Raw genomic sequence first — 13,490 nt, forward strand, 5'->3', positions numbered from 1 at the left:
TCCGCAGGTAAAGAGATCGCAAAGGCGTTAGACCTGTTGACGATACGGCGCGGCGGCGGCCCGTGCCGGCGCGCTGAACGCCTGTCTGATCTGTGGCCACAGCAATCGATCCAGACACGAGTATTCGGGGAAGAATCCGTTGCAGTCCGCATTGCGCGGCCCGATCTCCAACAGCAGCGCCGCCACACCCAGCGCGCTATGCGCCTGATCCGGGCTCGTTCCCGAGATGGGATAGCCGACGGTGTCGACCGAAGTGCCGGATGAGAATCCGGCCGGTGCGATCCGCGCGGCCGGATTCCGCAGTTGCGCGGCATTCTCGGGCGCGGCCACCGACGGTGTGATCACATGACAAGCCACGAGAACGACCGCCGCCCGATGCAATACGCGGACAGGTCCTCCCCGCCATGCACGTCAGACCACCTTGTCCGCCAACGGTTTCCGCCGTCGGTCAGGGGAAGGGGTTGGGCACGAAGGGGACTCCGGATCGCGGCGGCGCGCCAGCGGGAATCGGATCGAGCGTTCGGCCGAGTGCTGGCGCAGGGCCGACCAGCCGTGCCTGCGTAGGTGTATCCACGCCGCGATCAGGACGATGAGGAATTCGATGACGTAGCCGTTGATCAGTACCTTGGTGACCGGCCACCACGGCGGCAGCAGGAACACCCCGACCGACACCCACGTCTTGCTCCAGTGGTAGCTCCACGAGGCGGTCACGGTGAACAGCACCGCCGCCGCCACCCACCAGCGCCAGTTGTCCAGCCCCTTGTGCACGAGGAAGACGAACAGCGGCACGAACCACACCCAGTGGTGTCCCCAGGAGAACGGCGACACCGCGCACGCGGTGAGACCGGCCAGAGTGATCGACAGCAGCCGCTCACCACGCTGATACAGCGCCGACGTGACGATCAGGCTGGCGACCGCGACCGAGCCCGCGATGAGCACCCACAACCACATCGGCGCGGGCCCACCGAGCAGATGCGCGATGACGCCACGAATGGACTGGTTGGCCGGGTGGTTGTCCACGGCGATCCGGTTGGACTGGAAGAACGTCGAGGTCCAGTACTGCCGGGAATCGGTGGGCAGGATCACCCAGGCGAAGGCGACCGAGGCGACGAAGGTGACGCACGCGGTCACCGCCGAGCGCCACTGCCGCAGGGCCGCGAGGTAGGCGACGAAGTAGATCGGGGTGAGTTTGATGCCCGCCGCGAGTCCGACGCCGATGCCGAGCAGCTTGCTTCGTTCCGCGCGTAGCGCGTCCAACAGCACCAGCAGCATCAACACCAGGTTGATCTGCCCGAAGTAGAGCGTCTGGCGGACCGGCTCGATGAATGCCAAGGTAGCCGCGATCAGCACGCTGACCACCACCAGCCGAGTCGTGATCCGATAGCCCAGCAGCCGCCAGCTGAGCAGCACACAGGCGATGAGCACCGAGAGATTGAACACCAGCCAGGTGTTCGTCACGTACCCCCACGGCACCAGGTAGATCGGCACGAACGCGATCGTGGAGAACGGCGTGTAGGTGTACAGCAGGTCGCGCATGGTCGGTTCGGTGTACAGCGGCAGACCGTGCACGATGCGAAACGCACCGTCCCGATAGATGTGCACATCGAGGCCACCAACCAGGAATCCGCCCTTGTCCAGGAAGGGATCAATGGTGGTGAAGAGCAGGATCGCCGACAGCACGGCGCTCCCGGCGAGCAGGTATATCGCTGGTCCCGTACGCGGAAACTCCAGCTTCCGGGTGTCTCGCACCGATCCGCTACAACCGAGGCAATACCGTCGCAGGATTGGCGGTACAGGATCCTGCTGGGTGATAAGACCTCATGACTGGACCGATCCATCCCTTCATCCCGCACCAGCTGTACTACGGCGATAGCCAAATTCTTCAACGTACGTAATGACCCGAGCCTGCATCATGCCCCCGAAGTACCGGGGCAAGCAAGCTGCTGGATCATCGTTGCCTGCTGGCCCTGGCCCGCCTGCGCTCCGCCTGTAGTTCGGCGAGTTCTTGTTCGAGCATCTCGGCGATGCGGAACTGTCCGGTGTCGTGAATATCGGGGGTGCGAACCACTTGCAGGTGCGAATCCGGCTCGGCGGATGCGTTGCCCTTGGCGCGCGCGTTCGCGTTCTCGGTTGTCCTGCTGTCCTTCCTGCCCTCGAGCGAACTGGGCTTGCGCGCCGTCGCCGCAGCCGAACCATTACCCCTTCGCAGTGCCGACACAACCGACTTGCTCTCCGCGGCCGGGTTTTCCGTGCTGGCCGCGGCCGGCTTGCGCGCGGGCGCCTTGGCCGGCGGTGGTGGGGTCTCGACCTTCGCGACCGGCTTGGTCTCGTCCGCGGTGATCGGCTCCGGATCGGCCGGTGCGAACGGGTTGTTCTTCGCGACAACCGGCTTCGCGACCACCGCCTTCGCGGCCACTGGCGCCGCCGGCTCCTTCACGACCGCCGGACGGGGCTCGGTCTTCGCGGGCGCGGGCCGTCGCTCGGGCGCCGCATTGTCCGGCGCCTGGCCGTTGGTCGGCACGCGACGCTTCTCAGGTGCGTCCGAGACATCCTGTGCGACCGGGTTTTCCCCGTCGACCGACTCCTCGACGGTGACCTCTTCGGCCTCCACGATCGCGTCGACTTCCAGCTCGGCGTCTTGTTCCGCACCTTCGGCGCTGGCCAGCGCCTCCTGTTCCGCGGACTCCTTCTCCGCCCCCGGCGCCACCAGGGCCGCCTGGGTGTTCGCGCGATAGGACGCGATCGATGGCATCGTCCGCTTGAGTTGTTCGGCCGGATCGGGCAATTCGCGGACCTGCTCGGTGGCCCGGTAGATGGCCAAACCGTAGCGTGCGCTCGCCGCGTCGTGGATGAGCAGGGCGACACCGATCATCACCGGCGCGACCGCGTGCACACCGGACTCGTACCATTCCCCGTCCCGCAGGTACGGGTAGGTATTGAGCGTGACAGTCAGTGCCAGCAGGGCGATTTCGGCCGCGGCGACCTGTCGGCGATTGTCGATCACGCCCCACTCGGCGACCTTATTGGTGCCGACCATGATGATGATCAAGCAGACGCTGATCATCGCCTCGATGAGATAGCTGAACCAGTACAGCGGATCGCCCGGCCCACCCGGCGCGATGTTGTGTTGCACATTGACCGCAGACCACAGCATGCCCGCCGCCACCACGCCCGCGAGCGCGCGCAGTGACCATCCGCGGTGCCGGTACAGCGACGCCAATTTGGCGTGCGGGCTGGACTCCCGCCGCTGTGCCGCAATTGCCTTGCGGGCTACCAATAGATCTCTGATGTCGGCCTTCTCGATCGCTTCGGTGGTCTGCCTAGCGCGGTCGGCCGCGGCGGCCGCGGCCTGGACCTGTTTCCATCGCTGCGCGCGATCCTCGCCGCGAATCTTCTCCGCGAGCTCACGCTCGGCGACTAGTTCATCCTCGGAGAGCGCCTCGGTCAGCGCGGGATCGAACTGGTAGGCCAGTCGGCCCCGAGCCCGCTCGACCCTTCTCGCGAGCTGTCCGACCTCGTCCTCGACGGGATGATGCTCGATGGTCAATTCGACTCCCAGCGGGAGAGATTCGATGGCAGACAAATGATCACGCGTGGGAACGACACCAGACATTCATAGTCGATCCACCGTTGCCAGCGAAACTATCAATTCGCCGCCGGTGGGTCGTCATGCGGCGTGCCGCGCGCGACACACGCATCCGAAGTTTCGATTCAACGACGATTCGGTACTCCGGAATGCCGCCCACGCTGCGCGGAACGTACGGTTCACCGGCCCGGATTCGCTGCGGCCGCTTGCCACAAGCAGACAGCCAACCAGTCGGTTCGTCCAGGGGTGCCGACACATTCAGGCGTGTCGATCACTCCGCGTCATGCGGTTTCGCTGCACACGCTGACGTGAACCCAGCCCACAACATCGCCGCACGCGGTGTGGCGGCTGGGCAGTGGGTCACACTGCCGACGACGTGGCCAACCCACGCCCGGACGCGGGCCGAAGCTCCTACAAGACAGAGAAGTTGACCTCCGCCTCCCAGCCTCGGGCAGGCCGCGAACGAATGCGGCGAGATCAGTTGGCATGCGGCGATCATCCTCGGGGACCGCTGCCGGGCCCGTTCAGGCCGCGACCGACAGTGCCTCATGCCAGTGCCAGGTGTCGGTGTATTGATGCAGGGCGAACAGCTTTCCGTCGGCGATATGCCAGATGTGGGCGAATTCGGCGGCCACATGCTTGCCGGTGGCGCGCGCGGTACCGCGGTAGTGGCCGGTCACGATGACGGTGTCCGGATGGGCGTCGAACCATTCCTCGGCGAAGGGCGCGATCTCGTATTCGCGGAATACCGGCTGCCAGATGCCCGCGAACGCCGCTTGCGGGCTGTGTGCCTGCGTGACGGTCACGCTGGGCATACCGGGGGCCACCCACGCCTGGAAGCGCGGATGCAATGCGTCGAGGAGGCCGACGGCGTCTCCGGATTGCGTTGCTTTGTAGAACTTCTCGACTACGTCTCGATTGGCCATATCCTCACATTAGAGGGATCGTTCTATATCGACCAGCGGCCGCGGCCGGTGATCCGCGGCACAACCCAGGCGCGAATGAGTTCTGCGCCGAGCGGAGCAGCGCCGAGCGAGCGGCCACGCTGACTCGCCAGTTGGTGCGGATGCTGTATCGCAGTGCGAGAACGCCTGCGGCCGAGCCGATCATGGCGAGGCAAGCGACCCACAGTCCGGCTACTGTCGCAGACGGGCGTGCGACTTCGGAGAGGCCGAGCCGGGAGAGGTTGGTAGCTGATGGGTGTTGGTGGTCTTCGCGTGGCCTCGGTTATCGCCGCCGCGGTTGTGCTCGGGACCGGATCCGTGCTGGCCGGACCTCGTTCGAACGCGGCACCTCCGGAACCCGGATCGGTGGTGACCGGGGATGGTTCGAGGATTACCGGGGTCCGGATTCGGGATGATCGGCATCTCACGTTGACGGCGTATTCGGGGGCGATGGGGAAAGAGTTTTCGGTGGAGGTGCAGCGCCCTGCGGATAGCAGCGTGCCGCGGCCGACGTTGTATCTGCTGGCCGGGGTCGATGGTGGGGTCGATGGGGCGACGTGGACCACGAAGACCGATGTCATGGGATTTTTCGCGGATAAGAATGTCAATGTGGTGCAGCCGCTCGGTGGGGCATACAGCTATTACGCCGATTGGCGGGCAGCGGATCCGGTGCTGGGGGTCAATAAGTGGCAGACGTATTTGACCCAGGAATTGCCGCCGTTGATCGATGCCGCATTGGGCACCAATGGGCGCAATGCCATTGCAGGGATCTCCACTTCGGGTACATCGGTGCTTTCGCTGGCGATTTCGCGTCCTGGGCTGTACAAGTCGGTCGGCGCATTCAGCGGGTGCGCGCAGATCAGTGATGCGGTCGGGCAGGCGTTCGTCGGGCTGTCGGTGCGCAAGGGTGGTGGCGATCCGGTGAATCTGTATGGGCCGGAGCAGGATCCGATGTGGGCGGCGAATGATCCGTATGTCAATGCCGAAGGCCTGCGCGGACTGAATTTGTATCTGTCGGCGGGGAGCGGATTGCCCGGGCCGTATGACAATCCCGCCGATCCGCATACCCAGAGTTGGGCAGAGGGCGGGCTGCCCCTCCAGGTGACGATGGGTGGTGCGATCGAGGGCGCCACGGCCTGGTGCACGCGCAACCTGCGGGATCGGCTGCATGAACTCGGCATTCCCGCCACCTACGACCTCGAACCCACCGGCACCCACTCCTGGGGGTATTGGGAACGCGCACTGAAGGATTCATGGCCGGTTCTCGCTGACGGACTGGGCACCTGACGTCTCAGCTTCGCACTCGGATTCGGCGCGACCACGGATCGACAACACCCGCGTTGGCATATATGACACAATACTCATATGACTCTCAAACGCACTATGGTCTACGCGGAAGCGAGCGATCTGGCTGTCATCAAGGAGGCGGCGGCACGAAGCAACGTCAGCGAGGCCGAGATCATCCGCAATGCGATCCATCTGGCAGCCCTGCGCGTACAACGTCGATCGGAGCCGCTGCGGCTGAGACGATTCGCCAGCGGCGATCCCGCGCTGGCCGAACGCGTCGACGATTACCTCGCCGACGACTTCGGCCGCGACACAGAACAGCCATGATTCTCAGCATCGAGGGCCCCGGGATTGTTGTTGCTGACACCTCCGGCCTGATCGCTGCGTTTGATACCTCGTCACCAGACAGTGACGGCGCGTTTCACGTTCTCGAAACAGCGGGTTTGGTCGTGCTCTCGCCCCTTGCGCTCGCTGAACTCGACCACGTCGCCCGCCGGGCCGTCGGACGTCAGGTCTCCATCAACATGATCGAGGACCTCACCGCACAAGCACGCACAGAACACTTCGAGATTGCGACGGTGACGCCCGACGTACTCGACCAGGCGAACGCCGTCCGCAGGCTGTACCCGTCGTTGCGTCTCGACCTCGCCGACGCCGTCATCGTCGCGTTAGCCGCCGACTACGAAACCAACGCTGTCCTCACCTTCGACCGGCGCGACTTCCGAGCTCTAACGCCGCTCACTCAGCACAAGACCTTTCGCGTGCTGCCCGACGATCTCTGATACCTCGGCACATGCCCTGCATCGGGCATCGCACAGCCGAACGGCCACCAGCTGCGCGGATCCCGGCGTGGGCGAGATCTCCATCAGGTGGATGGACAGATGCGGCGCACCGGATGCGTCCGTCCCTCGGCGGTCGCCAACACCCGTTCCGGCACCGCTTCGGCCTCGAGGCTTGCAGCGGGCGCACCGCATCAACGCGTCGGCGAACAGCACCACGGCATCGAAAACATGCTGGTGGTTTCCGCTCGCCACAGTCACTCTCCTAGGCTTTAGCACGAGTGGATCCGGCATACATGCCGCAATACTTGTATTGGCACTCGGCGACATCTCTAGCTCCTAGGAGGATTCGTGTCCGAAACCGTGCGTGGCGTGATCGCCCGGAGCAAGGGTGCACCGGTCGAACTCGTCGATATCGTGATCCCGGATCCAGGGCCGCACGATGTGGTGGTTCGCATCCAGTCCTGCGGGGTGTGCCACACCGATCTGCACTACCGCGAGGGCGGTATCAACGACGAATTCCCGTTCCTGCTCGGGCACGAGGCCGCGGGCATCGTGGAGACCGTCGGGGATGCGGTAGCCCATGTTGCGGCGGGCGATTTCGTCATCCTGAACTGGCGCGCGGTCTGCGGTGAATGTCGCGCGTGTAAGCGCGGCCGCCCGTGGTACTGCTTTGCCAGCCACAATGCCAGCAAGAAGATGACCCTCACCGATGGCACCGAACTCAGCCCCGCCCTCGGCATCGGCGCATTCGCGGATAAGACGCTGGTGCACGAGGGTCAGTGCACCAAGGTCGACCCGGAAGCCGATCCGGCCGTCGTCGGACTGCTCGGCTGCGGCGTCATGGCGGGTATCGGCGCGGCGATGAATACCGGCAATGTGTCGCGTGGCGATACCGTCGCGGTCATCGGCTGCGGCGGTGTCGGCGATGCCGCCATCGCGGGTGCGCGACTGGCCGGCGCGCGGACCATTATCGCGATCGACCGCGATCCCCAGAAGCTCAGCTGGGCAACGGAATTCGGCGCCACCCACACGATCGACGCGACCAAAGCCGATGTCGTCGAGCAAATCCAGGCATTCACCGACGGCTTCGGCGCGGATGTGGTCATCGACGCGGTCGGCCGCCCGGAAACCTGGAAGCAGGCCTTCTACGGACGCGACCTGGCGGGCACCGTCGTGCTGGTCGGTGTCCCGACCCCGGATATGACCATCGATATGCCGCTGATCGACCTGTTCTCCCGTGGCGGCGCGCTGAAATCCTCCTGGTACGGCGACAGCCTGCCCGAACGCGATTTCCCGATGCTGGTCGATCTGTACCGGCAGGGCCGACTTCCCTTGGAACGCTTCGTCACTGAGCGCATTGCCCTGGACCAGGTCGAAAAGGCCTTCTCCGCAATGCATGCCGGTGCGGTACTGCGTTCGGTGGTGGTCTGGTGAGCCTGCGCATCGACCGGATCGTCACCTCCGGCACCTTCGCACTCGACGGCGGTACCTGGGATGTCGACAACAATGTGTGGTTGATCGGCGACGATACCGAGGTGGTGATCGTCGACGCGGCACATGATGCGCGCGCGATCATCGAGGCCGTCGGCAATCGCAATGTCCGTGCGGTCGTCTGCACCCACGGTCACAACGACCACGTCACCGTCGCACCGGAACTCGCGAATCGGCTCGACGCCCCGATCCTGCTGCATCCGAGCGACGATCCGCTCTGGCGCATGACTCACCCCGATGTCGACTACGAATCGCTGGCCGACACGCAGCGAATCACCGTGGCGGGCACCGATATCGAAGTCCTGCACACCCCCGGCCACTCCCCCGGCTCGGTCTCCCTGCACCTGCCCGAGGCCACCGCCCTTTTCACCGGCGACACCCTGTTCAACGGCGGCCCCGGCGCCACCGGCCGCTCGTTCTCCGACTTCGACACCATCATCGATTCCATCCGAGACCGACTCCTGACCCTCCCGGCGGAAACGACCGTCCACACCGGCCACGGCGACGGCACCACCATCGGCGCCGAAAAACCCGCACTGGCCGACTGGATCGCCCGCGGCCACTGAGCCCGGGGCAGGCACCTCCTCAGACATCTATCCTCTGCGACGCACCGGGCCGTTCAGTGCCGAGCGACATCGGTCCAGAAGGCGACAAGGTCGGCGCAGACGCGGGCCGGGAGCTCCGCGTCCGGTAGATGGCCGACACCCTCGTACACCGCGGTGCGCGCGTCCAATTCCTCGGCATAGCGTTCATGAACGCTCGGCGGCCAGAGATCGCCGGAGTTGCCGTAGGCGAGCAGGATCGGCAGGCCGATGGCGCGCAGGGCGGCGGTGTAGTCGGTCGGGCCTTCCATGGCCCGCATGATGCCGACCATATTGGCCTTCTTGGTCGTAAAGATACGGTTCCGCAGGAATTCGAGCTGGGCGGGTGGGACCAGTGCCGCAAAACTCTGCCGCAGCTGCTCCCACAGCGCTTGCTGGCCACCGCTTTCGATGAGTTGGGCGACCAATTGCGGTGGCGCGAAGGTGATATCGGAGGGCGCCGACGGTCCGGAGGCGAGCAGGGTGAGGCTGCGGAAGCGGTCCGGGTGGGCGGCAAGAGCAGCGCGCGCGACGTAGCCGCCGAATGAATAGCCCACCAGGTGAACAGGTGTGCGGTCCGAGATCTGGTCGACGACGAGAACCAGGTCATCGGCGAAATCGGCCATGGTGTATCCCGATACGTCATCGGGACCGTCGGATTGCCACTGTCCGCGCTGATCGTAAGCGACACAACGGAATCCGGCTGCGGACAGTATCGGCAGCATGGGCTCGAAGTCCTCTTTGGAGCCGGTGAAGCCGGGGACCAGTAACACCGTGCCGTGCACCTCGACGCCATGCGGCGGCGCGGATTCCCAGGCGGCGAGCGTGCCCGCCCCGCCACGCAGGGTGCAGGATGTGGAGTGCGCGGTGGCGTGACTCATCGGTTTCCTCCATCGGCGTGCTCGGCACTTATGCGGCAACACCGGGTATTTTAACCGAACGAGCATTCGGGATTGTTATTTATTCGAGATATTTCAGAATAAGGTCATCGGTTCGGTCGGGATGGGTTCGGGCAGCGGCTCGAGTTCGGGCAGGCAGGCGCGGACCTCGTCGTGGAAGCGGCGGGCGAGGTGTAGCGAGGAAGCATTGTCCGGGGTGTGGATGAAAACCGTGGGTGAGCGGCCCTCGCGCAGCCATGCGCTGACGATCTCGAGCCACGGCTGCCAGCCGGCAACCGTGCGCTCGGCCGAATCGCGCCCGTGATAGCGGACGATCGGGTACTCCGTGAGCGCTCGGGTGCGGCGCGGCACCCGTGGTTTCTTCGCTCGCGCCTCGGCCTCCGCGGCACTCTCCGCGGGTCCGTCGAAAAGCACCCTGGTGTCGAAGGGCACCCATTCGGCGCCGACGCGCGCGAGCACGTGCTCCAATTGCCGTGCTGCGCTGTCACTTTCGAAGAATGCCGGATGCCGGACCTCGACGGCGGATCGATACGAGCCGGGCAGTGTGCGCAGGAATCCGGCCAATGTCCCGAGCTCGGTCGGACCGAACGAGCCAGGCAACTGCACCCACAGCGCATGGATGCGTGGGCCGAGCGGCTCCATCGCATCCAGGAAGGCGCGCAGTTCGGGCTCCGCACCGTGCAGCCTGCGCTCATGCGTGATCGGCTTGGGCAGTTTGATGACGAATCGGAAGTCGGGATCGGTCTGCTTCGCCCATGACTCCACCGTGTTGCGCGTCGGCGTCGCGTAGAACGTCGTATTGCCTTCCACCGCAGTGCACCACGAGGCATAGTGCCGCAACCGCTCGGCCGGAACCGGTTGATACTCCTGCCATGCCGCGTGCGTCCACATCGCACATCCCACGTGAAGCCGCATGACAGCGACGCTAACGCACCCACCGGCTACCCGTCCGGGCGGTCGGCCGTGGTCACGTACGCTGACGGCGGCAACTCCACACCTTGGGAAAGAGATCATGACGCGGTTCGAGAACGTCAGTGTGGCCAAGAAGGCCAATGTGTACTTCGACGGCAAGTGCATCAGCCACAGCATCGAGCTGGCCGATGGCACCACAAAGTCGGTCGGTGTCATCCTGCCGTCCACTCTGACGTTCAATACGGTCGAGCCGGAGATCATGGAGCTGATCCAGGGCGAGTGCACGGTCACCCGGGCGGGCGAGACCGAAGCCGTGACCTATCGCGGCGGCGAATCGTTCGAGGTGCCGGGCAATAGCTCATTCGAGATCGAAGTGGTTTCGACGGTGCACTATGTGTGCCACTTCGGCTGAGCCGGTCAGCCCGGAGGGTCTCAGGCTGTTGTGCCGAGTGCCTCGGCCCGCGCCGGAGCAAAGGAATCGGCCACCGCGGTCAGCACCTGCGCGCACCCGGCATCGACGGTGAGCGTGGCGAGTTCATCGCCCCGGGTCCGGCCACGGTTCACGATGGCGACCGGCTTGCCCTGTTTCGCCGCATATCGCACGAACCGCAGCCCGGACATCACCGTCAACGACGATCCCGCCACCAATAGCGCGTCCGTCGCCTCGACCAACTCGAATGCGGCGGCCACGCGCTCCTTGGGGACGTTCTCCCCGAAGTACACGATGTCCGGTTTGAGCATCCCGCCGCACCGTGCGCAGTCCACCATCCGAAAACTCGCGGTATCGGCCACCACCGCATCCGCATCGGGCGCGACCTCCACCCCGGTCGCCGTCGCCGACGCCGCGAAACCCGGATTCGCCGCCTCCAACCGCTCGGCCAAGGTCATCCGGGAGATCAGCGCCTCGCAGCCGAGGCACCGCACGCGCGCATACGTCCCGTGTAGATCGATGACCCGGCGGTGCCCCGCCTTCGTATGCAGCAGATCGACATTCTGCGTAATCAATCCGGACACCATGCCCACGCGCTCCAACCGTGCCAACGCCCGATGCGCTGCATTCGGCCGTGACCGGTCCATGGCCCGCCACCCGATATGGTTGCGCGCCCAATACCGCTGCCGAAACGCCGCATCCCCCACGAACTGCTGATACGTCATCGGCGTCCGCGCCGGCGACCCTGGCCCTCGATAATCCGGAATCCCACTGTCCGTCGACACCCCGGCGCCGGTCAGCACCGCGACCTGCCGCCCCGCCAGCAGCCCGGACAACCGCTCGACAGCGGATGCATCGAATAGCACGGACATGGAATTCAGCGTAAGCGCGGGGGACGGCAGCCGGCGGGGTGGGTAAGCGCCGGGGGACGGCAGCCGGCGGAACCCGGGGGGGAGAGAGATAAGCACAGCCGCCCGGTCGCTGACCCCGGGCGGCGTCGCGGCACTGCGCCCGTGCTGATCAGGCCTGGAGGCCGACCTCGACCTCCAGGGTGAGGGTGATCTTGTCGCCGATCACCGCACCGCCGTCGGGGAGCGGCATATCGATGGTGATGCCGAAGTCGCGGCGGTTGATGACGGCCTTGGCCTCGAAACCGGCCACCGGGCCCTGGCCCATGCCCGGGTTGACACCGAGGAATTCGACATCGAGGGAGACCGGGCGGGTGGTGCCGCGGATGGTGAAGTCACCGTCGACGACGAAGTCCTCGCCATTGACGCGGAATCCGGTCGACTTGAAGGTGGCCACCGGGAAATCAGCGGCGTGGAAGAAGTCGGCGGTGCGCAGGTGGGCGTCGCGCTGCTCGTTGTCGGTGGTCACCGACTCGACCGCGATCTCGGCCTCGGCCGAGGCGGTGCCGTCTTCATTGATGACCAGCTTGCCGGAGAAGTCGGCGAAGCGACCGCGGACCTTGCTGACCATCAGGTGGCGCACGGTGAATCCGAGGGTGGAGTGGGCGGGATCGATGACCCAGGTGCCTGCGGTCAGGTCCTTGGCGGTGGTGGTCGACATTGTCGGTCTCCTCATGTAGTTGATATTTCAATTACTTGCTTGCGAATCGGGTATTCAGTTCTGGCACTACCGGACCAGTGCGCCGTTGCACGGGGGATCAGGTCGCGGCGGCGACCTCCACCGCGACCCGGTCGATTCCGGCGATCGACCGGGTCGACGACGGTTCGGCGGGCACGGTGAAAATTCCGAACTGCATGCCGCCTCCTCTCGCGAAGTGTGACACCCATTTGGTGGATATGGCAACCAACAGGGCGGTGACGTCATCTATTCCCGAGCATCCACCCAGCCGCTACCGGGTCATCTGCGCAGCCGCGACTCCAGGCCGTCCAGCACGCAGAGCAGCCCGAAATCGAACGCCATCGCGCGGACGGTCCCAGGATCGGCGGGTAGCGCCTCGCGGTATTCCGCGAGCATCTCCGGATAGTCGGCAGCGAGTGAATCCATGGCGTCGAGCATCATCTCGGAATCAAAACCCTTGTCACCGAATGCCTTCGCGGCGGTAACCTCCGGGACGACCTGCCCGAGTACATAACTCGTCAGGGCGCTACTCGCGAGATAGATATCGATGCCGGTGAATCCGGCACTGATGAAGGCGCGGCGCAGTCGGTCGGTGAGTTCGAAGGCCTTCGGGCCGACGCTCGGCAGAGAGCCGATCAGGGTGGCCACCCAGCGGTGCTCGAGCATGGTGAGCCGGAAGTTGTAGGCGAAGGTCGTCGCGACCTCGCGCCACGGCGTCTGGTCCGGATCCGGGATGTGGACCAGACCCCAGATCTCGTCGAGGGCAAGTTCGAGCAGTTCATCCTTATTCGCGACATGCCAGTAGAGAGTGGTCGCGCCGACATTGAGCTTGGCGCCCAGCTTGCGCATGCTCAGTGCGTCGAGGCCTTCGGCATCGAGAACTTCGAGTGCGGCGCCGACGATCTGGTCGCGGCGCAGTCCGGCCACCTTCGGCTGGCGCGGCTCGCGAGTCCACACCGAGGAGAACTGCTGCTTTATCACCCGGTCAGCA

15 protein-coding genes are annotated in these 13,490 nt (G+C 65.2%); 6 read left to right on the forward strand and 9 right to left on the reverse strand.

All coding sequences use genetic code 11. The features are described from left to right. Window positions 1–27: 27 nt before the first annotated feature. The 4 genes from AB0J29_RS11365 to AB0J29_RS11380 all read right to left on the reverse strand — a co-directional run bounded on the left by AB0J29_RS11365 (window position 28) and on the right by AB0J29_RS11380 (window position 4,512). Window positions 28–345: a hypothetical protein gene (locus tag AB0J29_RS11365; RefSeq protein ID WP_364783034.1), complete on the reverse strand. Its 318-nt coding sequence runs from the start codon at window positions 343–345 to the stop codon at window positions 28–30. A 66-nt stretch (window positions 346–411) separates the two neighbouring features. After that, window positions 412–1,749 (reverse strand): glycosyltransferase 87 family protein, encoded by a 1,338-nt coding sequence (locus tag AB0J29_RS11370; RefSeq protein WP_364783037.1) that lies wholly within the window; start codon window positions 1,747–1,749, stop codon window positions 412–414. Window positions 1,750–1,948: 199 nt separating this feature from the next. Next, window positions 1,949–3,547 carry a hypothetical protein gene (locus tag AB0J29_RS11375; protein ID WP_364783040.1) on the reverse strand — a complete coding sequence of 533 codons (1,599 nt, stop codon included), beginning with the start codon at window positions 3,545–3,547 and terminating at the stop codon, window positions 1,949–1,951. A gap of 563 nt (window positions 3,548–4,110) precedes the next feature. Beyond that, on the reverse strand, window positions 4,111–4,512 hold the full coding sequence (locus AB0J29_RS11380; protein WP_364783043.1) for a nuclear transport factor 2 family protein: 402 nt from the start codon (window positions 4,510–4,512) through the stop codon (window positions 4,111–4,113). A gap of 270 nt (window positions 4,513–4,782) precedes the next feature. Here AB0J29_RS11380 and AB0J29_RS11385 point away from each other — a divergent pair, with 270 nt between their 5' ends. The 5 genes from AB0J29_RS11385 (at window position 4,783) to AB0J29_RS11405 (ending at window position 8,656) form a co-directional block, all read left to right on the forward strand. After that, window positions 4,783–5,817: an alpha/beta hydrolase family protein gene (locus AB0J29_RS11385; protein ID WP_364783046.1), complete on the forward strand. Its 1,035-nt coding sequence runs from the start codon at window positions 4,783–4,785 to the stop codon at window positions 5,815–5,817. Window positions 5,818–5,895: 78 nt separating this feature from the next. Further along, entirely contained in the window at window positions 5,896–6,144 is a 249-nt protein-coding gene (locus AB0J29_RS11390) for a CopG family transcriptional regulator (RefSeq protein WP_364783049.1), read from the forward strand. After that, complete coding sequence (locus tag AB0J29_RS11395) at window positions 6,141–6,599, forward strand: PIN domain-containing protein (RefSeq protein WP_364783052.1); 459 nt, start codon at window positions 6,141–6,143, stop codon at window positions 6,597–6,599. Before AB0J29_RS11390 ends, AB0J29_RS11395 begins: the two co-directional genes overlap by 4 nt. 348 nt (window positions 6,600–6,947) lie before the next feature. Next, the gene (locus AB0J29_RS11400) at window positions 6,948–8,033 is read left to right on the forward strand and encodes an S-(hydroxymethyl)mycothiol dehydrogenase (RefSeq protein WP_364783055.1); all 1,086 of its coding nucleotides are present in this window, start codon (window positions 6,948–6,950) and stop codon (window positions 8,031–8,033) included. Continuing rightward, complete coding sequence (locus tag AB0J29_RS11405) at window positions 8,030–8,656, forward strand: MBL fold metallo-hydrolase (RefSeq protein ID WP_364783058.1); 627 nt, start codon at window positions 8,030–8,032, stop codon at window positions 8,654–8,656. The genes AB0J29_RS11400 and AB0J29_RS11405 overlap by 4 nt, the downstream gene beginning before the upstream one ends. Before the next feature lie 53 nt (window positions 8,657–8,709). Here the strand turns inward: AB0J29_RS11405 and AB0J29_RS11410 are convergent, their stop codons facing one another. Continuing rightward, complete coding sequence (locus tag AB0J29_RS11410) at window positions 8,710–9,552, reverse strand: alpha/beta hydrolase (protein ID WP_364783061.1); 843 nt, start codon at window positions 9,550–9,552, stop codon at window positions 8,710–8,712. Between the two features lie 93 nt (window positions 9,553–9,645). Further along, window positions 9,646–10,485, reverse strand: coding sequence for a DUF72 domain-containing protein (locus tag AB0J29_RS11415; protein ID WP_364783064.1), 840 nt, complete (start codon window positions 10,483–10,485; stop codon window positions 9,646–9,648). Window positions 10,486–10,582: 97 nt separating this feature from the next. Here AB0J29_RS11415 and AB0J29_RS11420 point away from each other — a divergent pair, with 97 nt between their 5' ends. Further along, entirely contained in the window at window positions 10,583–10,894 is a 312-nt protein-coding gene (locus AB0J29_RS11420) for a pyrimidine/purine nucleoside phosphorylase (RefSeq protein WP_364783067.1), read from the forward strand. Between the two features lie 20 nt (window positions 10,895–10,914). On the opposite strand, the gene AB0J29_RS11425 is transcribed toward AB0J29_RS11420, so the two are convergent. The 3 genes from AB0J29_RS11425 to AB0J29_RS11435 all read right to left on the reverse strand — a co-directional run bounded on the left by AB0J29_RS11425 (window position 10,915) and on the right by AB0J29_RS11435 (window position 13,480). Next, the gene (locus AB0J29_RS11425) at window positions 10,915–11,784 is read right to left on the reverse strand and encodes an NAD-dependent protein deacetylase (protein WP_364783070.1); all 870 of its coding nucleotides are present in this window, start codon (window positions 11,782–11,784) and stop codon (window positions 10,915–10,917) included. Window positions 11,785–11,932: 148 nt separating this feature from the next. Next, on the reverse strand, window positions 11,933–12,481 hold the full coding sequence (locus AB0J29_RS11430; RefSeq protein WP_364783073.1) for a YceI family protein: 549 nt from the start codon (window positions 12,479–12,481) through the stop codon (window positions 11,933–11,935). Between the two features lie 297 nt (window positions 12,482–12,778). Beyond that, window positions 12,779–13,480, reverse strand: a complete 702-nt coding sequence (locus AB0J29_RS11435; protein ID WP_364783076.1) for a TetR/AcrR family transcriptional regulator C-terminal domain-containing protein — start codon at window positions 13,478–13,480, stop codon at window positions 12,779–12,781. Window positions 13,481–13,490 lie beyond the last annotated feature (10 nt).

The sequence above is a fragment of the Nocardia sp. NPDC049707 genome (genome assembly GCF_040674855.1).
Taxonomy (GTDB): Bacteria; Actinomycetota; Actinomycetes; order Mycobacteriales; family Mycobacteriaceae; genus Nocardia.

What these genes read in the sequence shown, in the direction of transcription:
- AB0J29_RS11410 (WP_364783061.1), bottom strand. Translation starts at nt 9,552, where the DNA reads ATGAGTCACGCCACCGCGCACTCCACATCCTGCACCCTGCGTGGCGGG.
- AB0J29_RS11430 (WP_364783073.1), bottom strand. Translation starts at nt 12,481, where the DNA reads ATGTCGACCACCACCGCCAAGGACCTGACCGCAGGCACCTGGGTCATC.
- AB0J29_RS11390 (WP_364783049.1), top strand. Translation starts at nt 5,896, where the DNA reads ATGACTCTCAAACGCACTATGGTCTACGCGGAAGCGAGCGATCTGGCT.
- AB0J29_RS11415 (WP_364783064.1), bottom strand. Translation starts at nt 10,485, where the DNA reads ATGCGGCTTCACGTGGGATGTGCGATGTGGACGCACGCGGCATGGCAG.
- AB0J29_RS11395 (WP_364783052.1), top strand. Translation starts at nt 6,141, where the DNA reads ATGATTCTCAGCATCGAGGGCCCCGGGATTGTTGTTGCTGACACCTCC.
- AB0J29_RS11380 (WP_364783043.1), bottom strand. Translation starts at nt 4,512, where the DNA reads ATGGCCAATCGAGACGTAGTCGAGAAGTTCTACAAAGCAACGCAATCC.
- AB0J29_RS11385 (WP_364783046.1), top strand. Translation starts at nt 4,783, where the DNA reads ATGGGTGTTGGTGGTCTTCGCGTGGCCTCGGTTATCGCCGCCGCGGTT.
- AB0J29_RS11420 (WP_364783067.1), top strand. Translation starts at nt 10,583, where the DNA reads ATGACGCGGTTCGAGAACGTCAGTGTGGCCAAGAAGGCCAATGTGTAC.
- AB0J29_RS11425 (WP_364783070.1), bottom strand. Translation starts at nt 11,784, where the DNA reads ATGTCCGTGCTATTCGATGCATCCGCTGTCGAGCGGTTGTCCGGGCTG.